We start from the raw sequence: 22,107 nt of genomic DNA, 5'->3' as shown, positions 1-22,107 counted from the left end.
TTTACCACTACCATCATAATCCGGCAAATGTTAATCAGTTTTTCCGGTTCCGAAACAATGGTCAAGATTGATGACAAATCTGGGCGATCTTGAGGTCTTCACCCGCGTCGTGGCGACCGGCAGCATGTCGGCAGCCGGACGGGCACTCGGCTTTTCGCCCGCCGTCATCTCCAAGCGGATCAAGCGGCTCGAGGATCGGCTCGGCACCCGGCTGTTCCAGCGGACGACGCGTCAGATATCGCTGACCGAGGCGGGCCAAGGATTCCATGACCGCGTGCTCGGCATCATGGCCGGCATCGAGGATGCCGAGGCCTTTGCCTCCGGCCGATCGGGACAGGCGCTCGGAACATTGCGCATCACTGCCCCCACCTCCTTCGGCCGCATGCATGTCGCGCCGCATCTCGCCCGCTTCATCGAGGATCATCCGGACCTCGTGCTCAATATCGTCCTTTCGGACGAGTTTTCCGACATCGTCGCCGAGGGTTTCGACCTGGCGATCCGGATCGGCGAACTCAGCGATTCGACATTGGTCGCCCGCAAGCTGGCGCCGGTCCGACGTATCCTCTGCGCGTCACCCGCCTATATCACCCGCTTCGGCATGCCGGAAACGGTCGACGATTTCGGCCGCCATATCTGCCTGCGCCAGCACAATCACGATACCTGGAAGCTCGAAAGCGCTGATGGATCGCTGAGTTACAAGCCGCAGGGCCGGCTGATCACCAACTCTTCGGAAGTCGTACGCGAAGCGGTTCTCTCCGGCGCCGGCATTGCGCTGCGCTCGACATGGGATGTCGGCGGCGACCTGAAATCGGGAAAGCTGGTGCAGGTCCTGCCCGAATGGGAGGGTTCCCGCAACCTGTTCGTCTCCGCCCTTTACCCCAGCCGCCAGTTCCTGCCGGCCAAGGTGCGGCTGTTCATCGATTACCTGGCGGGCCTTTACGGGCCGGAGCCTTACTGGGAGCGGTAGCGACCTTATCCCAGAAGCCATAGCGGCGGGCGTGCTTGCGCTTGAGATCGGCGACATAGTCCTCATGCGGCATCAGCCCGTCGTTGCCACCGGGGCGCGCGGCCAGCGCAGCCAGCCTCACGAGATAGTCCGCGCCCGTCCCGTAGAATTCGAGCAGGCCGCGACCGACGATGCGTTCCAGCAGGGCGCGGTAGAGCGCCGTGGCGGCGGCTGGATAATCCGCCTCGAAGGCTTCGGCGGCCGGCAGGAGAAATTCGTAGAACTCCCCTTCCCAGACACCCCAGCGGCGGATGACGTAGCGCGCAGCAAGATCGAGCCTTGGCCAGGCGAGATAGAAGCGCAACACGGCATGCGGCTCGCGATGGTCCTCGACAAAGGCAAAGGCCCTGTCGAGGGCTTCGAATTCCTCGAAATCCCCGGCCTTGGCGATGTATTCCCTCAGAATTTCGACATCGAGGTTCTTCTCGAAGATCTTCCAGCGCAGCGCCTGCGCGGATGGCCGGTCCTTCATGCCTTCGAGGATGGCTGCTTCGAGTTGGTCCTTGTCCGGAAGCGCCTTGAGGCCGCCCTGGAACACATCGCTCCGACGCATGAAACCGACACGGGACTTGCGGGGTCGCCGCACCCAAGCCAGCGCTTCGGCAAACCGACCGACGGCATGGAGTCGCTCGGCAACCACCGTCGGCTCGCGCAATGTATCCGGCAGCGCCTCCTCGATAGCGACGTAAGTATCGAGGTCTCCGAGCGCATCAGCGATGGCACGCCGCACATGCACGCTCGCCGGAAGAAGCGGGCTGCCCGCCGGCAGTTTCATCACAGGCGCCAATGCAGCATCCCATGACTTCAGGACCTCCGCAGACAGCCCAGCGGCAATGTGCACCGCGAGCAGCGTCCGGAAACCATGATAGTCCATGCCGGCAAGCACCGGCGTCATCAGTGTCGGGATATGCGCCTGCTGCTCGGACGATGCCCGTTGCGCAAGATCGGAAGCGGCGGCACATGCCTGGGCATAGATGCCGGCGATGCGGCCGCTGGAATCGTTGACGCGCTCCGCGAGGCCGTCATAGCCGAGCACGAAGCGGATCAGCCGCTCCAGCGCCATGCCGGGATCGGCGGCGCCGAACTCCTTGATGATGCTGGCGGAAATGCTTTCGAGGTCATTGCCGAAGGCGCGTTCCTTCTGCCAGCGGATGCGTGAGGTCGCCTTTTCCAGCATGGCGAGACGACTATCCACCAGCTTGGCGATACCCGCCCCGCCGCCGATGCCGGCCAGTGCCGCATTCAGGCGCTTCTTGAAGGACGGATTGAGCGCCGCCTCATCCAGCGCAAGCTCGATGAGTTTGTCGAGACCGAGGACAGTCAGCCCGTCCCGGTCCAGTTTCGCCTTTTTCGCTGCTTTCGCCATGCCCAGAACTGACCGAATCTCTTTCAATAAGCCCCAGACTTAAAGGCTTTCCCGGTCCTCGTCTGCATGATGTTTGCGGATCGCACGCACGACCAGCCACATGACGATGACGGCGACGGGCACGAAAAACCCCGTCAGCACGCTCGACTTGACCGGCAGGCCCTCGCTTTCGAGCGCCTTGGCGAGATAGCCGAACAGGCCGACGACATAATAGGAGATCGCGGCGACCGACAGGCCTTCGACGGTCTGCTGCAGGCGAAGCTGCAGTTTGGCGCGCCGATCCATCGAGTTTAGCAGGACGCTGTTCTGCCGCTCCAATTCGACATCGACCCAGCTTCGAAGCAAGGCCGTGGCGCGGGTCAGCTTGCGCGACAGGTTGGCCTGACGCTCCTCGACCGACTGGCATGTGCGCATTGCCGGTGCCAGACGCCGCTCCAGGAAGGTTCCGAGCGTCTCGTATCCGGGCACGCCGGTTTCCGTCAGCGATCGGATACGTTCCTGGACAATGCCGTAATAGGCGCGGCTGGCGCCGAAGCGATAGAGGCTGAGGGCAGCGCCGGCTTCCAGTTCAGCGGCGAGCAGCGTGATCTCGGACAGCATCTCGTCGGCCCTTTCACGGGCGGATGTCCGCATCCTCTGGGTGACGCCGGTCAGACCGTCCTCGATCCGGCGGATATCCGGAGACAGCGATTGCGCCAGGGGCAGGCCGACCATGGCGAGTGTGCGATAGGTTTCGATATCGAGCAACCGTTGGACGAGCGCGCCGGTGCCTGCTTCCGTCATGCCGCGATCGATGACCAGGATCGGCGTCAGGCCATCACCATTCTGGCGAAAATCGGTGAGCACCACGGCCTGGCCGTCCTTGACGTCGCTGTAACAGAGGCTGGTCGGATCGAAGGCGTTCATGGCGGCGCGCGTTTCCGGCGTATCCGGGCGGATTTCCAGGCGGATGCCGGAGATCAGCGTGCCGGGCGGCAAGAAACCGTCGCCAAATGGATGGGTGGTAACCTCGTCGCCGAAACGATCGGGGATCTCGCCGTCCCAGAAATAGGTCGAGAATTCGGTGTGCCGCTCCCAGCGCAACGTGCCCTGCCCCCAGGACAGGGCGTGGTGATTGGCGTCGCGGCTGGGCGGCGAGACGCCGCGGGCGCGCGACAGATCGGACAGCACGGCATGATCGACCCCCGAACCGCCATCCGTCATGAAGGCAAGCTGGAAGATCACGCGCGGCGACCGCACCAGCGCATATGGACGCGCATGGATCTCGCCCAGCGCCTGCGCGCGGGCTGGAGCCGACGGAAAAGCAAAGCTGCGTTTTGCCATGAAGCGTTTTCCCCTCTCACGCATCAATCAGAACTCTCTTATCAACACGGCGAGCAAAAGGGAAAGGACGCATTGACGCAGCCCGGACATTCTCCATCGTGGCGGCGGAAAGTGGCAAAAGAATTTGACCACTTTGGCACGCGCGACTAGATTGCGACCAAGGAGATTTGCCGTGACAGACGCCATCATCGATGCCTTTGCCCGCATCCCTCACAGCCGAACCTCCGGCGAAATCATCCAGCAAATCGAACTCCTGATCCTTGAAGGCGTGCTGCGCGACCAGGAGCGCCTGCCGAGCGAACGTGACCTGTCGCGCCGGCTCGACGTCTCGCGGCCGATCCTGCGCGAGGCGCTGAAGGAGCTGGAAACACGCGGGCTTCTGGTCAGCCATCACGGCGGCGGCACGTTCGTCGCCGATGTCATCGGCCAGGTCTTTTCCAAGCCGGTGATCGAACTGATCGCCCGGCACCAGAAGGCGACGCAGGACTATCTCGAGTATCGCCGCGAACTCGAGGGCATGACGGCGGAACTGGCGGCCCGGCGCGCCACCCGCTTCGACAAGGACATGCTGACGAAGATCATGGAGGAGATGCGCGCCGCCCATCTCGCCGGTTCGGCCGAGGGCGGCCTGAAGACCGATGTCGATCTGCACAGCGCCATCGGCGAATGCGCCCATAACATCATCCTCTTGCATACGCTCCGCGCCTGTTATCGGCTGTTGAGCGGTGGCATCTTCTTCAGTCGTGAGGTTCTATTTGCAGCGCCCGGCGCCGGCGACAGGCTGCTTGCCCAGCACGAGGCGATCTACGAAGCGATCATGGCCGGCAATCCGGAACGGGCGCGCGAAGCGGCACAGGACCATATCGACTTCATCATCACCGCGACGCGCGATGCCGAGCGTTCCGGCGAATGGGCTCGTATCTCCCAGTTGCGCATGCAGCAGCGCGGCCGCCCGGCATCCGCCCCGCTCCTGAAGACCGCGGCGGACGACGAGCGCTGATCAAGATTTTCGGAAATGGCGTGCATTGCCTCACCAAGGCCGCAAACACACTCTAGGACGGCGCGAACGGCACATTTCGCTGGTGCAATCCACATAGATTGACTGTCTTGGCTGCACGCCCTCTGATTTCGGGCGCGCCGCGATACTATATGTGTTTCACAAAATCTGCTCGTTTACAGCCTGCGGGAAGCGGGCATAGTGGAACGATATTGCATTTTGATGATTCTATTTCTTGAAAGGTCCCCCTGCCGTTGAGCATTCTGAACCGAATCGCAGCCAATCTACGCCTGATGTTCCGCCGCCCGGTGCGAATGCAGTGTGCCGCGCTGTGTTATCGGTTCAAGAAGAAAAGCGCGGCGCCCGAACTTCTGTTGATCACCAGCCGCGACACCGGCCGATGGGTCATTCCCAAGGGATGGCCGATGGAAGGCAAGCTCTGCCATGAGGCGGCAGCGCGCGAGGCGTACGAAGAAGCGGGCGTCAAGGGCGAAGCGGGCGCGGAGCGGATCGGCTTCTACATGTATGACAAGGGCATGCACCACGGGCTGAAAGTTCAGTGCATAGTCCAGGTTTACCCGATCGTCGTGCTGGACATGCTGAAGAATTTCCCCGAAAAGGGCAGCCGTAAAATCGAATGGGTGACATTCGATGAGGCTGCCAAACGGGTCGCCGAACCGATGCTCAAGGATCTGATCCTGGATTTCGAGAAGCGGCTACTGGCCACCATGCATCCCGCTCCCCAATCGATGGCGCGATAGGCGCTCGCCATCCGACCAAGCGGATAGCGTGACGTAAGGCCTGCCGGGCATAGTTCGGATCGGACAGCCCGTCGCCTGCATGAATGGAGAAAAGACGGTGAAACCGCTCCCGAGCCTCGAAAAGCCGACACTCGACAATTACCTCGACAAGGTGACGCTCAACGAGCAGGCGACGAATCATGTACTGCGTCCCTGGGCGGGCATCGGGCTCGGAATGCTGTTCATGCTGATCAGCATGATCCTCGCCGCCGCCTATGTGTCCGAGGAACCGGGCTTCCTGATCATCGTCGCGGCCGCCGCCGTCGCCGGCTACATGGCCATGAATATCGGCGCCAACGACGTGACCAACAATGTCGGCGCCGCCGTGGGATCGAAGGCAATCACCATGGCCATGGCGCTCGTCATCGCCGCCGTCTTCGAGATTGCCGGCGCCGTCTTTGCCGGCGGACGGGTGGTTTCCACCATCGAGGCCGGCATTGTCGACGCAGCAATGATGCCGACCGGTATCTCCTTCGTCTGGGTGATGATGGCGGCGCTGGTCTCCGCCGCCGTCTGGATCAACATCGCCACCTGGTCGGGTGCTCCGATCTCGACCACGCATTCGATCGTCGGCGGCATCCTGGGCTCCGGTGTCGCCGCCGCCGGTGTCTCGGCGATCCACTGGACATCGCTTGCCGGGATAACCGCAAGCTGGATGGTGTCGCCCATTCTCGGCGGAGGCATCGCCGCCCTTCTGCTGGCGTTCGTCAAGACCTTCATCATCTACCGTGAAGACAAGATCACGGCGGCCCTCTTCTGGACGCCCTTCCTGATCTCGGCGATGACCGGCTCTTTCGCTGCCTATTTCGCGGTCATCGCTCTGGAAAAAGTCGTCGCTGTCTCGCTCACCAGGGGCATCCTGATCGGCATCGCCGTCGCAGCCGTCACCATCCTCGTCAGCCGGCCCTGGGTGGCTCGCCAGGCTCGGGGCCTGGAAAACCGCAACCAGTCTCTGCGCAAGCTGTTTCGCATGCCGCTGATCCTGTCGGCCGCGCTCCTCTCCTTTGCCCATGGCGCCAACGATGTTTCCAATGCCGTCGGCCCGTTGTCGGCGATTGTCGCCAATGTCAACGGGCTGGCGATCGTCAAGACGACCTATGTTCCGCTCTGGGTCATGTTGATCGGCGCCTTCGGCATTTCCTGCGGCCTCCTGCTGTTCGGCCCCAAGCTCATCCGCGTCGTCGGCGAGGAGATCACCAAGCTCAACCCGATGCGCGCCTATTGCGTGGCGTTGGCGACGGCCATCACGGTGCTGATCGCCACGTCGCTCGGCCTGCCCGTCTCCACCACCCATACGGCGGTCGGTGCGGTGTTCGGCATCGGCTTCTTCCGGGAATGGTATACCCGCAACTCCACGCGACGGCTGGACTATGTCCGAAAGAAAACCGGTCAGACGGATTTCGAGCGGCGTGTGCGGCACAGCCCCGAGGAAACCCACCGACGCCGGCTGGTGCGGCGTTCGCATTTCATGACGATTGTCGGCGCCTGGGTCATCACCGTCCCGGTCTCCGCCCTGCTGTCGTCCGTTGTCTATTTCATCTTCGCCGCCCTCTTCATCTAAGGACGTTTCCTATGCGCGCCAATTTCCGCATGCAGCGGCTGTTTGTCGATGTGCCGCTTGCAACGGGCACGATCTACGAGGCCTCGAAGGAACAGTTCAACTATCTCGTCAATGTGCTGCGCTTCGAAACCGGTGATGCGGTCCTGGCCTTCAACGGCCATGATGGGGAGTGGCGTGCGGAACTGTCCTTTCCGACGAAGAAGCGCCTCTTCCTGACCACGGTCAAGCAGACACGGCCGCAGCCCGCCCCTTGCGATCTCCACTATCTTTTCGCCCCCCTGAAGGTCGGGCGGCTGGATTATCTGGTGCAGAAGGCCGTCGAGATGGGTGCTGGCCTGCTACAGCCGGTGATGACCCAGCATGTCCAGGGCAAGATCACCAATCTCGACCGCGTCCGCGCCAATGTCATCGAGGCAGCCGAACAATGCGGCGTGCTCGGCATTCCCGCCGTGGCCGAACCGCGCAGGCTGGAGGACGTGCTCGAAAGCTGGCCGGCCGACCGTCGAATCATCTTCTGCGACGAGGGTGACGCCGGCCAGAATCCGCTGCCGGTGCTTGCCGCGATCAAGGAGCGCAAACACGCATTGCTGATCGGCCCGGAGGGCGGCTTTTCCGATACGGAGCGCAGCCTGTTGCGCGGACTGGATTTCGTCACAGCGATTCCGCTTGGACCACGAATCCTGCGCGCCGATACCGCCGCCGTCGCGGCCATGGCGGTGATCCAGGCAGCCATCGGCGACTGGCAATAACGACTGCGACATTTTCGCGCCTGCAAGGTGTTGAAAAATTGAACCGGGCTTGAAAGAATTTCACTTGCACCACATCTGAAACCGGTTCAATCACCCTCCTGAATTCTGCCGCCCGGCAGGTTCAAGCCCTTTCAAAAGAAGACGCCCATGGCCAGAGATACCACCGACCAGACGCCGGTTAGCTCCGTCGCAGAACTGACCGAATATCTGGCTGGGGGTAACAAGCCGAAGGACAGGTTCCGCATCGGCACGGAGCATGAGAAGTTCGCCTTCTTCAAGGCCGACAACAGCCCCGTTCCCTATTTCGGCGAGGCCAGTATCTCCGCACTTCTGAACGGCATGGCGGAAAAGACCGGCTGGGAGCCGATCATCGACGCCGGCAACATCATCGGCCTTGCCGAACAGTCCGGCCATGGCGCGATTTCGCTGGAGCCAGGCGGCCAGTTCGAACTGTCCGGCGCGCCGCTCGAAAACCTCCACCAGACCTGCAAGGAATCGAACCAGCATCTTGCCGTACTGCGCGAGATCGCCGAACCGCTCGGCATCCGTTTCCTCGGCATCGGCGGCAGCCCGAAATGGACGCTGGCAGACACCCCGCGCATGCCGAAATCCCGCTACGACATCATGAGCCGCTACATGCCGAAGGTCGGCACGCAGGGCCTCGACATGATGTACCGCACCTGTACGATCCAGGTGAACCTCGATTTCTCATCGGAAGAAGACATGCGCCGCAAGATGCAGGTCTCCCTGAAGCTGCAGCCGCTCTCGACGGCGCTGTTTGCAAGCTCTCCCTTCACCGACGGCAAGCCGAACGGCCTTCTCTCCTGGCGCGGCGACATCTGGCGCGACACCGACAACCAGCGCGCCGGCGTCCTGCCCGCGGTCTTCAATGCTGACTTCGGTTTCGAGGACTATGTCAAATGGGCGCTCGACGTACCGATGTATTTCGTCGTGCGCGACGGCAAGTATCACGACTGTACGCACGTCACCTTCCGCCAGTTCATGAACGGCGCATTGAAGGGCGAACTGGCCGACTGGGAGCCTAATATGGGCGACTGGACCAACCACCTCTCGACACTCTTCCCGGACGTGCGCCTCAAGCGCTTCCTCGAAATGCGCGGCGCCGATGGTGGCCCCTGGCGCCGGATCTGTGCCCTCCCCGCCTTCTGGGTCGGCCTTCTCTATGACGACGAAGCGCTTGCAGCAGCGGAAGACCTGACCCGCGACTGGACCTACGAGGATACGCTTGCCATGCGCAATGCCGTCCCGGCGGAAGGCCTCAAAGCCACGCACGATGGCAAGTCCCTGTTCGACGTCGCCCGCGAAGTCCTGTCGATCTCGCGCCTTGGCCTCAGGAACCGCAAGCGACTGAACGGCGACGAACTCGACGAAAGCATCTTCCTCGCACCTCTTGACGAGGTTCTGGCCAAGAAGGCGACGCTTGCCGAGGATTTGCTCGCCCTCTACAATGGCCGCTGGAACGGTTCGGTCGATCCTGTCTTTGCCGACTATCAGTACTGATCCCGGCACTCGACTATCCATGATCCTGTGATCCATGGTTTCAGGCTTTATCAAAAAGCGGTTTCCACCTGTCATTTCCTCGTTATAGTGCAACGACATGCGTCGTTTCGCCTGCAGGAGAGAACAGGACATGATCCCGCTTTTTGACATGATGATGCAGGCGCAGAACGGCAATGCCATGGAGGTGATGGCCAAGCAGTTCGGCCTTGCCCAGGAACAGATGGCCAAGGCAACGGCGGCACTGATGCCGGCCTTCTCCACGGCGCTCAAGCGAAACACCGCCAATCCCTATGATTTCGGCACCTTCCTCACAGCGATGTCGAGCGGCAATCACGCGCAATATTTCGAGGACATGAGCAAGGCCTTCACGCCGCAGGGCATGGCCGATGGCAACGGCATCCTCGGCCAGCTTTTCGGTTCCAAGGAAATGTCACGGGCGGTGGCTGCTCAGGCTGCCCAGATGACCGGCATCGGCCAGGAAATCTACAAGCAGATGCTCCCGGTCTTCGCCAGCGCGATCATGGGTGGCCTGTTCAAGCAGGCGTCTGGCCAGATGCCCGGAATGGCGAACCCGTTTGCCAACACGCCGATGGAAGCGATGATGAAGCCCTGGCTCGAAGCCTCCGGCTTTGCCAGGAAACCGGAACCGGCGCCCAATCCGTTCGACAATCCCTTCACGCAGGCGATGCAAGGGTTCTTCGGCATGGGCAAGGCGGAGGAAAAACAGCCGACCGCGCCGGACATGTTTGCCGGCAACCCGTTCGTCAAGGCGTTCCAGGACATGATGGTCGCCGGCACCAATGCGAAGCCCGAGCCTGAAAAAAAGCCGGCGGACAAGAACCCGATGGCGCCCTTCACCGACATGTTCAACAGCATGTTCGACAGCGGCCTCGAGGCGCAGAAGGAATATCAGAAAAGCATAGACGGGCTGTTCGAGACGTATCGGAAGAAGACGACGAACTGAATAAACATAATATTCCACTCGCCTGATATTACGACCTCCGATTGACAAAGACCGACATACCGGCAAGATTAATTCATATTCTCTACCAGTATTCGACATGAATTCGCGCAAATGCGGGACGAAGCCGCCCGCAAACTGCTTGCGCATGACACGATCGCATTCGCCCGACAACAGAGCGTAGCAGCGGTAGATTCCCAGCCAATTGAGACGGCGAGCGGGCGATATTTAAAAGGGGATGATCATGACGACGACGCCTACGCTGTGGAAGTCCGGCTTCCAGGTGAATACCACCGATGATGGGGTCTATGGCGAAACCCAAAACGGCTCCAAGGTCGTCGCGCTCGCCAATGGCCGCTTCCTTGTCGTCTGGGTCGATGATTCCGGCGGTCTGTTCGGATTTCCCGGCCTGGAAGTGCTTGGCCAGGTCTACGACGCGCAGGGGCGCCCGGTCGGCAACGAATTCACCGCCGGCTTCATCTATAACGACGACAACCAGCAGGCTCCGGATATCATCTCGTTCGATGACGGCAGCTTCGCCGTCGCCTACCAGACGACGGACGCCGTTCCGATCGGAGACGGCGAAAACATCAACATCGACTATTACAACGCCGATGGCAGTTTCAGCCACAATATCGACCTGCGACAGAACTTTGCAGGCCCGCCCGGGGTCGACGAACGCGCGCCGTCGATCGTTGCGCTCGCCAATGGCGATGCGGCGATCGTCTATGAGCAGAGCGACAATGGCGCCGCTTCCAATATTGTCGGTCATATCCTTGCCAACCAGGCGGCGGGCACGCTGATCAACTTCGAGACGACGGCGGAAGCCACCCGCGCGGCTGACCTCGCCGTGCTTTCAAACGGCAGCCTGATCGTCGCCTATGAGCGCGACCTGACCATCGGCGCCGGCACGGACTATACCCAGATCTGGTATTCCGTGCGCACGAGCGCCGGCGTCCTGACCCAGAAGCTCGTGGCCAGCACCGACCTCGGCACGGCCGCCAAGCCAGTCATCGCGACGCTGTCGAACGGCGGCTTCGTCATCGCCTGGACGGATTCCGATGCCGGCCCCGGCGCGCCCGGTGCGGTCGCCCGCTACTTTTCCGCACCCGGCGTTGCCGGCGTCGAAGTGCTGCGCGAGACGTCCGGCGCCGGTAGCGCGCCGACCGTGACGGCGCTCGCAGACGGCGGCTTCGTTCTCGGCTGGAGCGATGGCACGGCGCACAGTCTGAAAGGCCAACGCTTCAACGTCTCCGGCCAGGAAGTCGGCACCGCGTTCACGCTGGCGACGACCGGCAACCCCTCTCAGATGCAGTTCTCCCTGCTCGACGACGGTCGTTTCGTCGCGACCTTCACCGCCGACAATGGCGGCGACAGGGATATCCTGCTCACCATCTTCGATCCGCGCACAAGCCCGATCCAGGGTACCAGCGGCAAGGACGTGCTGACCAGCCGGATCGAGGGCGCCACCGTCCAGGGGCTCGATGGCGACGACTTCCTCTATGGCATGGCGGGCAACGATACGCTGGAAGGCGGCAAGGGTGGCGATTACCTGAGCGGCGGAACCGGCGTCGATCTGGCTTCCTACAGCACTGCGGCTGCCGCCGTGACTGCCGATCTCGTCATCCCGGCCAACAATCTCGGCGAGGCCGCCGGCGATCGCTACAACTCGATCGAGCGCCTGATCGGCTCCGATTTCAACGACACACTGTTTGCCAACAGTTCTTCCAACGTGATCTACGGCGGCAAAGGCAATGACACGCTGGACAGCCGCGCCGGCAATGACACGCTCAGCGGCCAGGAAGGCAACGACACCCTGACCGGTGGCCTGGGTGCGGATTATCTGTCAGGCGGAACCGGTTCCGACACAGCCTCCTACAAGGCGGCGACCGCCGGTGTCGTGGTCAACCTGAAAAGCCCGGCTGCCAATACCGGCGAGGCCAAGGGGGACACTTATAATTCGATCGAGAACATCGAGGGCAGCGCCCATTCCGACAACCTGACCGGTACGGATTCCACCGCCAACAGGGTCCTTGCCGGCGCCGGCAATGACGTGTTGAACGGCGCGACCGGCAACGACCTTCTGACCGGCGGCGGCGGAAAGGACCACTTCGTCTTCAACACGGCCCTGAACGCCAGCACCAATGTCGACACGATCAACGACTATGTCCGGCTGGACGACACGATCCGGCTGGAAGACTCGATTTTCGTCAACATCGCGAAAAACCTCAATGGCACGATCGTCTCGACCGCCTTCAAGGAACTGAGCAGCGGTGCGATCGATCCCAGCGACAGGATCATCTACAATCGCACGACCGGCGAACTCTTCTACGATCGCGACGGCTCCGGCGGGACCTATGGGGCGATCAAGTTCGCCGTCATCGACAACACGTCCGGTGTCAATTCCGGCCTGACCTCGGCCGACTTCGTGCTGATCTGAGAGGCACGACTTCCTTCGGCGTTACCGAACTTTCGGGCCTCCGGCAAAGGCGGAGGCCCTCCCCATGAAAAACGGCAAACGCCGCGCCACGATCAGACGACGATGAAATCGGCAGCTGTCAGGCCGAGCCCAGGAGAAAGCGAGGCAAATTTGATCGCGGAGAAGGCCGAACCATAACCATCGGCGTCGTAGAACAGCGAACCTGTGTTCGAATTGTAGATGATACGATCATCTCCATCCCGCGCCGCCAGCCCATTATCCTTGAACACGGAGGCGTCCAGCGCACCGGGATCGAGTGCGGAAAAAATGCTGCCGTCGAGCTCGATCTGGTCATCAAGGGCATTGAAATCGGCGACCTTATCGACATTGCCGACGCCCAGTGCGGTCGAAAAGCGGAACGTATCCGCGCCGCCCATTCCCCAGAGCAGATCGTTGCCCCCTCCACCGTCGATCACATTGGCGCCGTCATTGCCGCGCACCAACTGCTTGAATTCGTTTCCGGTAAGATCGACGGAATAGATGGCGTGAAGGGAGGTCGTGTTTAGCAATTCGACACTGACGCCGCTTGCCAGCCCATAGTTCGTTCCGGCGCTCACGCGATCCACGCCCTCACCGCCGGCCTCGACAATCAAGGCTGCGGAATTGTAGACCGAATAGCTGTCGTTGCCGGCTCCGCCTTGCAGGGTATCGGCCCCGCCTGCCCCACCGTCAGCAAAGATATTGTCGCCGCTATCGCCGATGAGAGTATCCGAAAAGACCGAGCCGCGAAGGTTTTCGATGCCGATCAGCGTGTCGCCGCTGGCATCCCCGGACGACACCTGAGACCCTGACAGCCCAAGATCGACGGTTACCCCAGCGGACGACGCAGCATAGCTTGCCGTATCGTTATCATCGCCGCCGTTCAGCGTTTCGGCAGCCGTTCCGCCGATCAGGGTATCATTGCCCGCGCCGCCGTTTAGCGTCGTCCCGCCACGCAGGGTGTCGTTACCGCCCTGCCCTTCCAGTATCCCGGTTCCCGCACCGGTGAGTTGATCGTCGAAGTCAGAGCCGGTGAGATTGGTGAACCCGGCCAAAACATCACCCTGGGCATCGCCGCCCGAACCGGTGCCGTTGGAAAGGTTCACATCGACGGCTGCGGCCGAGCCAGAATAGTCGAGCGTATCCACACCACCGCCGCCCGTGAGCGTATCGGCACCGGCGCCACCGATAATGGTGTCATTGCCAACCGAGCCGGCGAGGACATCATTGCCCGAAGAACCGATCAAACGCTCGATCCCGGACAAGGCGTCGCCTTGGGCATCGCCGCCGGTACCGGTTCCGGATGTCAGGCTCACGCTCACCGCTGCTACGGAGCCCGAATAATCCGCAGTGTCGAAGCCTGAGCCGCCCTGCAAGCTGTCACCGCCCGCGCCACCGATGAGCCAGTCGTCCCCCCCGCCGCCAAGCACGATATCGTTGCCGCCCTTCCCGTCGAGCACATCGGCGCCACCCTGGCCACTTAACGTATTGGCAGACGCCGTGCCTGTGAGGCTGTCATCGCCGGTATTGGAGCCGATGAGATTGGCGATGCCTCGCAGAAAGTCGCCCTGGGCGTCACCGCCAAAACCCTGCGAAGCATTGACGAGTTGAAGGTTTATGCCGAGCATCGGCAGGGTGAGGCTGACTGTGACCGACAGATCTATTGTCACACCTGCGGCTGATGTCGTGTAATCGGCGGCATCGATCCCTGAATCCGTTATCACACCGGCTGCATTCAGCAGCCCACCGATGATCACGTCAGCGCCGGAACCGCCACGGATCACATCATCGCCGGACCAACCGATGGCGATATCGTCGCCACCCAACGCATCAACGAAATCATTGCCGATCGCCTGGACCGGGCCGACGATGAGATCGGGAAACACTTCCGCGCTGTTCGAACCTGTGAAAGTGGCCATGATGTCTCCTCTCCCGACAACTCACTGTAAGAATGCAATAAAATGCTAAAATAAGTTGCATATATTCAATATCAAACAATCCAGGACTGTTGAATGGGGAGGCGGGAGATCGCTTCCCGTTTTCCCAACGACTGGAAAGTCTGCTTAACAAAGGGTGAATGGCACGCCATTGGCTATGCTCAATGGAGCGTTGGTGCGCCACTCTGCGCCCTAAAACCCGGGAACCTTGTCAAAAAGAAAAAGCCCGGTGCGGGCTTGGGACCGCGCACCGGGCAAGCAGCAGGGCATATTGGCTCAACCCTGCGGGGAACGGTAACGCGCAGAGGCGGCTGCGCGTCCCTGTTGCGCGGCGCGTCTTTCGACGCATGAGGAGCGCAACAAAACTTTGAAGCTGCTGGTGCTCCGGTCGCCCGACACCATACTGCAGCAGTGAAACACGTCAATCTTTGCGCGCATTCCTGTAGAAAATATTGGCGCGGTTGCGAGAAGCGGCAGTCAGGTGACGGCCGGGATCCTCGAAGAAGGATGACGTCAGGGCTTCGCGCACCTCGTGGCGGCTCAGCCCCATGTCGAGCAACTGATGATCGTCGAGATCGTCCAGACGGCCGATGGCATTTCGGTTTCGCAGCAGACGCCAGACCGACTTCATCACGCCCGTCAGCCCCGTCAGACGGGATGCGGCGGTCAGCTTCCCGGTCAGGCTGAGATCGAGGGTGGAATCGGTCGTGCGCATGGTCCTGCTCCTTTTTCCGTGCACGTCAGCGCCGCACGTCCCTGGACGCGCAAAGGTCGCTGAAATTCTAAAACTTTGATGGTGATCCGGTTGCCGCCTGAGGCACTGCGCCGGTTGCTTGATGCGTTTTGCATACTCAAATTCGCAAATCCTTATTGATCAGTCCAACGAATGTTTCTAATGATATTCATCAAACAATTTTATAGGTTACTCTTTTGAAGGACCTGGGCCATGGCGGCACCTCTCGATATCGACCAATTGCAGACATTCGTGGCCATTGCCGACACCGGTAGCTTCACCAAGGCGGCGGATCGGGTCTTCAAGACGCAGTCAGCCGTTTCGATGCAGATGCGACGCCTGGAAGAGCGGATCGGCAAGCAGCTTTTCGCCAAGGACGGCCGCGGCAACCGGCTAACGACGGAGGGTGACCGGCTCTTGAACTTTGCCCGGCGGATGATCCGGCTGAACAACGAGGCGATCGCCTCCTTCGACGACAACCGGCTGGAAGGCATGCTCAGGATCGGCACGCCCGACGATTATGCCGACCGCTACATGCCGGAGATCATCGTCCGTTTTGCCAAGACGCATCCGAATGTCGAGCTGAACATCGTCTGCGAGCCCTCGGTCGATCTGGCCGAGAAGATGGCGAAGGGCGAACTCGACATAGCGCTGGTGACGCATAATCCGCGCGCCCGCGCCTCCGATGTCGTGCGCACCGAGCCGCTCTGCTGGGTAAGCTCGATCAATCATCCGCTGCCGGAAAACGCGCCCGTGCCGCTTGCCGTGGGAAAACGCGATTGCCAGTGGCGCCAGGCCGCCTGCTCGGCGCTCGATGCGACCGGCAAGGAATACAACATCCTGTTCACCAGTTGGTCATCGACCGTCGTCGCGGCGGCTGTGCTCGCCGGCATGGCGGTTTCGGTCCTGCCGGAATCGGCTTTGCGCACTGGCATGAAGGTTCTGACGCAGGCGGACGGCTTTCCGGCGCTTGCTCCGGTGCAGATCGGCATCATGAAACGGCCGGGCTTGTCGCCGTCCCTGTCGAACGCGATCACCAACCACATCACCGCTTGCCTCGACAACATCACCCCGAACAGCGCGGGCGACGATCTCGACGGTGACATCAAGAGCTTCCCGCGCTATCCGCGCCTGCGCCAGAGCCATATGCTGCCGGGCTGGTAAGCCGCTCATCACGGCAATTTAAAAGCCGCGCCCTTTCGGCAGAAGGGGCGCGGCTTTGTTTATGCAGTCAATATTGCGATGATGGCAAATGCACCCGAAAAGGTACGCTACATTAGGGAATGGTTATTGAAATAGCCATTAGCCGCAAAGGCTTGATCGCCAGTGCGGGGATTTTATAGACGAAGACGCGCCCGAGCCCAAGATGGGGCGATGAACCATTTTTGGTCTTGTTTGCGGATTGTATTCAAAACAGGCGTTGATACCAAAAAAACCGGGCGCCTCGCGGAGCCCAGTCTCAATCTCACGCAGAACGGCCGCCACCATTTCCGGCAGCGGCCGTCTCGATTGTCGCTATCCGATCAGCTCAGGTCGAAGCGATCGGCGTTCATGACCTTGGTCCAGGCCGCAACGAAGTCGCGGACGAACTTTTCCCTGGCGTCGCTCTGGCCGTACACTTCGGCAAGGGCGCGCAGCTGCGAGTTCGAGCCGAAGACGAGATCGACGCGGGTCGCCGTCCACTTGACCTCGCCGGTCTTGCGGTCACGGCCTTCGAAGACGTCCTTGTCCACGGAGGCAGCCTTCCACACCGTGCCCATGTCGAGCAGGTTGACGAAGAAATCATTGGTCAGGGTTTCCGGGCTCTTGGTGAAGACGCCATGCTGGGACTGGCCGACATTGGCGTTCAGCGCACGAAGGCCACCGACGAGTACCGTCATTTCCGGAGCGGTCAGCGTCAGGAGCTGGGCCCTGTCGATCAGCAGTTCCTCGGCCGAAACCGTGAACGCGGTCTTCTGATAGTTGCGGAAGCCTTCCGAAACCGGCTCGAGCACCGCGAAGGATTCGACATCGGTCTCTTCCTGCGTGGCATCGGTGCGGCCCGGCGTGAAGGGAACCGAGACGTCGTGGCCGGCGTCCCTGGCTGCCTTTTCGACGGCTGCAACACCACCGAGCACGATCAGGTCGGCAATCGAGACCTTCTTGGCGCCGGACTGGGCATCGTTGAAGGCGGTCTGGATCGCTTCGAGCGCCGAAAGCACCGTGCCGAGCTGGTCGGGCTGGTTTGCCTCCCAATGACGCTGCGGAGCAAGGCGGATGCGGGCGCCGTTGGCACCGCCGCGCTTGTCCGAACCACGGAAAGTCGAGGCGGACGCCCAGGCGGTCGAGACCAACTGCGAGACCGACAGGCCGGAGGCGAGGATCTTCTCCTTCAGGGAGGCGATATCGGCGTCATCGGCCAGGACATGATTGATGGCCGGGATCGGGTCCTGCCAGATCAGGTCTTCGCTCGGGACTTCCGGACCGAGATAACGCGCCTTCGGGCCCATGTCGCGATGGGTCAGCTTGAACCAGGCGCGGGCAAAGGCGTCGGCGAACTGATCCGGGTTTTCATAGAACCGGCGGGAGATTTTCTCGTAGGCCGGATCGACACGGAGCGCGATGTCACTCGTCAGCATGGAGGGCGCATGGCGCTTCGAGGCGTCATGGGCATCCGGCACGGAACCGGCACCCATGCCATGCTTCGGCGTCCACTGATGCGCACCGGCCGGGCTCTTCGTCAGCTCCCATTCATAGCCGAACAGGTTCCAGAAGAAGTTGTTGCTCCATTTCGTCGGGGTCGAGGTCCAGGTGACTTCGAGACCGCTGGAGATCGTGTCGCCACCATGGCCGCTGCCGTAGCTGCTGGCCCAGCCGAGACCCTGCTGCTCGATATCGGCACCTTCCGGCTCGCGGCCGACATGCGCCGCATCGCCGGCGCCATGGGTCTTGCCGAAAGTATGACCGCCGGCGATCAGCGCCACGGTTTCCTCGTCGTTCATCGCCATGCGGCCAAAGGTTTCGCGAATATCGCGGGCCGACGCCATCGGGTCCGGATTGCCGTTCGGGCCTTCCGGGTTGACGTAGATCAGGCCCATCTGCACGGCCGCCAGCGGGTTTTCCAGGTCGCGCTCGCCACTGTAGCGCTTGTCGTCGAGCCAGGTGCGCTCGGCACCCCAGTAGATGTCTTCCTCCGGCTCCCAGACGTCCGGACGGCCGCCGGCGAAGCCGAAGGTCTTGAAGCCCATGGATTCCAGCGCGCAATTGCCGGCAAGGATCAGAAGGTCGGCCCAGGAGAGCTTGTTGCCGTATTTCTGCTTGATCGGCCAGAGCAGGCGGCGGGCCTTGTCGAGGTTGACGTTATCCGGCCAGCTGTTGAGCGGCGCGAAACGCTGCGTGCCTGACGATGCGCCCCCGCGGCCATCGCCCGTGCGATACGTGCCGGCGCTGTGCCAGGCCATGCGGATGAAGAACGGGCCGTAATGGCCGAAATCGGCCGGCCACCATTCCTGCGAATCCGTCATCAGCGCGAAGATGTCCTGCTTGACGGCGGCGAAATCGAGCGTCTTGAACGCCTCTGCATAGTTGAAGGCCGCGCCGAACGGATCGGACAGGGCCGAGTTCTGGTGCAGGATTTTCAGGTTGAGCTGGTTGGGCCACCATTCCCGGTTCGACGTACCCTCGCCCGCATTGCTGGTGAGCGAGCCGTGCATGACCGGACACTTACCCGTTTTTTCGACCTTGGCGTCCATGTGTGCCTCCTGTTGATATGGAATTGTCTGGGGTTCCGCCGCAACATCCCTCAAAAGTTTCATAATTTCCAATTGTATTTAATGGAGTTATCGATAAGATAAACCTATCATGATCACCTTGCGGCAAATGCGTTATTTCGATGCCCTGGCGACCACGCGACATTTTGGGCGGGCGGCCGAAATGGTCAATGTCAGCCAGCCGGCTCTGTCTGCGCAGATCGCCGAAATGGAGCGTCATCTCGACGTCAAGGTGATCGAACGCAACCGCAGCGGCGCCCTGCTGACGCGACAGGGGGAGGCGCTGCTGCCGGATATCCGCGCCATCCTGTTGTCCGTCGATGCCTTGCATGACCGCGCGCGGCAGTCGACCGGCGTGCTGGAGGGACGCCTGCGACTTGGGATCATCCCTACCGTCGCGCCCTATCTCGTGCCCAAACTCATCCCGATGATGCGGCAGCGCTATCCGAACCTGGACGTGGAACTGCGCGAACTTCTGACGACCGGCTGTGTTGATGACGTCAAGCACGGCAAGCTCGATTGCGCCATCGTCGCGCTGCCGCATGGTGACGACAGCCTGCAGTCGCGCCCGTTGTTCGAGGACCGTTTCCTGATCGCCAGCGCCGAGGACGAAAACACCGTGCTGGTCTCGCCGATGACGGAAGCGCAGGTGGACATGGACCGGCTGTTGCTGCTGGAAGAAGGCCACTGCCTGCGCGACCAGGCGCTCGCCGTCTGCGGCACGAATGCCGGTCGGAGCGTTGCCAATTATGGTGCAACATCGATGGCGACGCTATTGCAGATGGTCAGCCATGGCATGGGCATCACGCTCATTCCGGAAATCGCCGTCAAGGACGAGCGAACCCGCAACCGCATGCGCATCGTCCCCTTCGCCGAACCCCAACCATCCCGCCAGATCGGCCTGATCTGGCGCAACCGCAGCGGCCGCGACAGCGACCAACAGGCGCTGGCGGCACTGGTGCAGGCGGCGGCGGGGGAGTTGCTGGGGTGAGGCGGCAACTCGATATCGCGGAAGCTTGCGAAATTACCCTTTACACCACCTTCGCCTTCAAGAACTCGACCGTCCGGCCCCAGGCGAGGTCGGCGGCGGTCTTGTCGTAGCGGGCGGCGGAGGTGTCGTTGTTGAAGGCGTGGTTGACGCCGTCGTAGATCTGGATGGTGAAGTCCTTGCCGGCGTCGGTCAGGGCTTGTCTGTAGGCGTCGATGCCGGCATTGATGCGGTCGTCGAGGCCGGCATAGTGCAGCAGGAGTGCGGCCTTGATCTTCGGCACGTCCTCGGCCGGCGGCTGGGCGCCGTAATAGGCGACTCCGGCCTTCAGGTCCGGCGATGCGACGGCGAGCTTGTTGACCATGCCGCCGCCCCAGCAGAAGCCGATGGCGCCGGCCTTGCCGGTGGTCGCATCGTGCCCGTCCAGAAAGGTGACGGTCGCGACGGCATTATCGACGGTCTGCTTGCCGTCGAGCGCACCAATCATTTCGCGCGCCTTGTCTTCGTCGGACGGCGTTCCGCCGGCGGGAGACAGAAAGTCCGGTGCCAGTGCCACGAACCCCTCCAGCGCCATGCGACGGGCGACGTCCTTGATATGCGGATTGAGGCCACGGTTCTCGTGGATGACGATGACGGCGGGGAGCTTGCCGGAGGCATCGGCCGGGCGCACCAGATAGCCCTTCATATCGCCGCCGGCGCCGGGATAGGTGATGTCCTCCGCTTTCACGCGCGGGTCGGCTTCAGGGATGATTTCAGCCTGGGCGCTGTTGGCGGCAAGCAAGGGCGCGATCGCGGCAGCACTTGCGACCGATCCGGTCAGGATGGAAAGCTTCTGCATGAAGCCGCGACGGTCGAGGGAAAGATGGGTGTATTCGTCATAGGCATTGATCATCGCCTGGGTGATGACGGGCTTGTCCATGGTTGTTCCTCCGGGTTGACGCGCATCTCGCAATCGCGACGGCGCGCGTATGATTGTGGCGGGCAATGCTGAACGTCCGGCAGATCGCTGGGACCAGACTGACAGAATTGCGGCACGGAGAGCCGGAGGCAACGGCTCAACCGTTAACTTGACGTAAACGTGATCCGGCAGTGACCGTCCGAACCCCGCCGGTGCCTATTGCATGTACCAGCCGTGGCTGACGACCAGCGACTGGCCGGTCAGGGCATTGGTCTCGAAGCCGGCAAACAGCAGCGCCACTTCGGCGACATCCTCGACGGTGGTGAACTCGGTATCGACCGTGCCGCCGAGCATCATCTTCTTGACCACTTCTTCCTCGGAAATGCCGAGCCGCTGTGCCTGTTCCGGGATCTGCTTCTCGACCAGCGGCGTCTTGACGAAGCCGGGGCAGAGGACATTGGCGCGCACGCCGTCCGGCCCGCCTTCCTTGGCGACAACGCGCGCAAGGCCAAGCAGGCCGTGCTTGGCGGTGACATAGGCGGATTTCAGCGGCGAGGCCTCGTGCGAATGTACCGAGCCCATATAGATGATCGCGCCGCCTTTCTGCGCCTTCATGTGGGGAATACAGGCCTTGGTCGTCAGGAAGGCGCCATCGAGATGGATGGCCAGCATCTTCTTCCAGTCGGAAAAGGCATAATCCTCGATCTTGTTGACGATCTGGATGCCGGCATTGGAGACGAGCACATCCACCCTGCCCCATTTTTCGACGACCGCTGCGACGCCGGCATTGACCGCCTCTTCGCTGGTGACGTCCATGGCAATACCGATTGCTTCACCGGGGCCAGTGGCCGTCAGGTCCTTCGCCGCCGCTTCGGCCGCATCGAGCTTCAGGTCGGCGATGACGACCTTTGCGCCTTCCGAGACATATTTCTTCGCGATTGCCAGACCGATGCCGCTGGCCGAGCCGGTGACGATGCAGACCTTGTCCTTGAGTTTCATGGTTCTAACTCCCTAGTTTGCAAGATAATCATGGACCACTTCGCCGAGGCCCAGCGTCAGG

Annotated in this window: 17 protein-coding genes; 10 read left to right on the top strand and 7 right to left on the bottom strand. The window is 61.7% G+C overall.

The genetic code is table 11. The annotated features are described in order from the left end of the window. The first annotated feature begins 70 nt into the window (after positions 1-70). The gene (locus VL202_RS23330) at positions 71-967 is read left to right on the top strand and encodes a LysR family transcriptional regulator (RefSeq protein WP_325466443.1); all 897 of its coding nucleotides are present in this window, start codon (positions 71-73) and stop codon (positions 965-967) included. On the opposite strand, the gene VL202_RS23325 is transcribed toward VL202_RS23330, so the two are convergent. Next, entirely contained in the window at positions 915-2,372 is a 1,458-nt protein-coding gene (locus VL202_RS23325; protein ID WP_325466442.1) for a DUF6880 family protein, read from the bottom strand. The two genes, VL202_RS23330 and VL202_RS23325, sit on opposite strands and share 53 nt — an antisense overlap. Positions 2,373-2,411: 39 nt before the next feature. Beyond that, a complete protein-coding gene (locus VL202_RS23320; RefSeq protein WP_325466441.1) occupies positions 2,412-3,695 on the bottom strand; it encodes a DUF3422 family protein in 1,284 nt (427 codons plus the stop codon). 172 nt (positions 3,696-3,867) lie between these two features. On the opposite strand from VL202_RS23320, the gene VL202_RS23315 reads away from it, so the two are divergent. The 7 genes from VL202_RS23315 to VL202_RS23285 all read left to right on the top strand — a co-directional run bounded on the left by VL202_RS23315 (position 3,868) and on the right by VL202_RS23285 (position 12,724). Continuing rightward, positions 3,868-4,695: a FadR/GntR family transcriptional regulator gene (locus VL202_RS23315; RefSeq protein WP_325466440.1), complete on the top strand. Its 828-nt coding sequence runs from the start codon at positions 3,868-3,870 to the stop codon at positions 4,693-4,695. 251 nt (positions 4,696-4,946) lie between these two features. Continuing rightward, entirely contained in the window at positions 4,947-5,453 is a 507-nt protein-coding gene (locus tag VL202_RS23310; protein ID WP_325466439.1) for an NUDIX hydrolase, read from the top strand. 97 nt (positions 5,454-5,550) lie between these two features. Then, positions 5,551-7,053, top strand: coding sequence for an inorganic phosphate transporter (locus VL202_RS23305; protein WP_325466438.1), 1,503 nt, complete (start codon positions 5,551-5,553; stop codon positions 7,051-7,053). 11 nt (positions 7,054-7,064) lie between these two features. Further along, a complete protein-coding gene (locus VL202_RS23300) occupies positions 7,065-7,802 on the top strand; it encodes a 16S rRNA (uracil(1498)-N(3))-methyltransferase (RefSeq protein WP_325466437.1) in 738 nt (245 codons plus the stop codon). 147 nt (positions 7,803-7,949) lie between these two features. After that, the gene (locus tag VL202_RS23295) at positions 7,950-9,323 is read left to right on the top strand and encodes a glutamate--cysteine ligase (protein WP_325466436.1); all 1,374 of its coding nucleotides are present in this window, start codon (positions 7,950-7,952) and stop codon (positions 9,321-9,323) included. A 130-nt stretch (positions 9,324-9,453) separates the two neighbouring features. Next, positions 9,454-10,287, top strand: a complete 834-nt coding sequence (locus VL202_RS23290; protein ID WP_325466435.1) for a DUF937 domain-containing protein — start codon at positions 9,454-9,456, stop codon at positions 10,285-10,287. A gap of 241 nt (positions 10,288-10,528) precedes the next feature. Further along, on the top strand, positions 10,529-12,724 hold the full coding sequence (locus VL202_RS23285) for a calcium-binding protein (RefSeq protein WP_325466434.1): 2,196 nt from the start codon (positions 10,529-10,531) through the stop codon (positions 12,722-12,724). 92 nt (positions 12,725-12,816) lie between these two features. Here VL202_RS23285 and VL202_RS23280 read toward each other — a convergent pair whose 3' ends face one another. Beyond that, a complete protein-coding gene (locus tag VL202_RS23280; RefSeq protein ID WP_325466433.1) occupies positions 12,817-14,661 on the bottom strand; it encodes a calcium-binding protein in 1,845 nt (614 codons plus the stop codon). 439 nt (positions 14,662-15,100) lie between these two features. Next, positions 15,101-15,394 carry a DUF1127 domain-containing protein gene (locus tag VL202_RS23275; RefSeq protein WP_325466432.1) on the bottom strand — a complete coding sequence of 98 codons (294 nt, stop codon included), beginning with the start codon at positions 15,392-15,394 and terminating at the stop codon, positions 15,101-15,103. Positions 15,395-15,625: 231 nt separating this feature from the next. On the opposite strand from VL202_RS23275, the gene VL202_RS23270 reads away from it, so the two are divergent. Beyond that, on the top strand, positions 15,626-16,576 hold the full coding sequence (locus VL202_RS23270; protein ID WP_325466431.1) for a LysR substrate-binding domain-containing protein: 951 nt from the start codon (positions 15,626-15,628) through the stop codon (positions 16,574-16,576). A gap of 359 nt (positions 16,577-16,935) precedes the next feature. Here the strand turns inward: VL202_RS23270 and katG are convergent, their stop codons facing one another. After that, positions 16,936-19,143, bottom strand: a complete 2,208-nt coding sequence (gene katG / locus VL202_RS23265; RefSeq protein WP_325466430.1) for a catalase/peroxidase HPI — start codon at positions 19,141-19,143, stop codon at positions 16,936-16,938. 109 nt (positions 19,144-19,252) lie between these two features. Between katG and VL202_RS23260 the strand changes: the two genes are divergently transcribed. Further along, positions 19,253-20,152 carry a hydrogen peroxide-inducible genes activator gene (locus tag VL202_RS23260; protein WP_325466429.1) on the top strand — a complete coding sequence of 300 codons (900 nt, stop codon included), beginning with the start codon at positions 19,253-19,255 and terminating at the stop codon, positions 20,150-20,152. 40 nt (positions 20,153-20,192) lie between these two features. Here VL202_RS23260 and VL202_RS23255 read toward each other — a convergent pair whose 3' ends face one another. Then, entirely contained in the window at positions 20,193-21,068 is an 876-nt protein-coding gene (locus tag VL202_RS23255; RefSeq protein ID WP_325466428.1) for a dienelactone hydrolase family protein, read from the bottom strand. Positions 21,069-21,263: 195 nt separating this feature from the next. Continuing rightward, a complete protein-coding gene (locus VL202_RS23250) occupies positions 21,264-22,046 on the bottom strand; it encodes a 3-hydroxybutyrate dehydrogenase (RefSeq protein WP_325466427.1) in 783 nt (260 codons plus the stop codon). Positions 22,047-22,107: the final 61 nt, after the last annotated feature.

It is taken from the genome of Pararhizobium sp. (genome assembly GCF_035497515.1).
Lineage (GTDB): Bacteria > Pseudomonadota > Alphaproteobacteria > Rhizobiales > Rhizobiaceae > Pararhizobium.
Note: the sequence above shows the minus strand (reverse complement) of the source record. Positions and strands in the feature narration are given on the sequence as shown.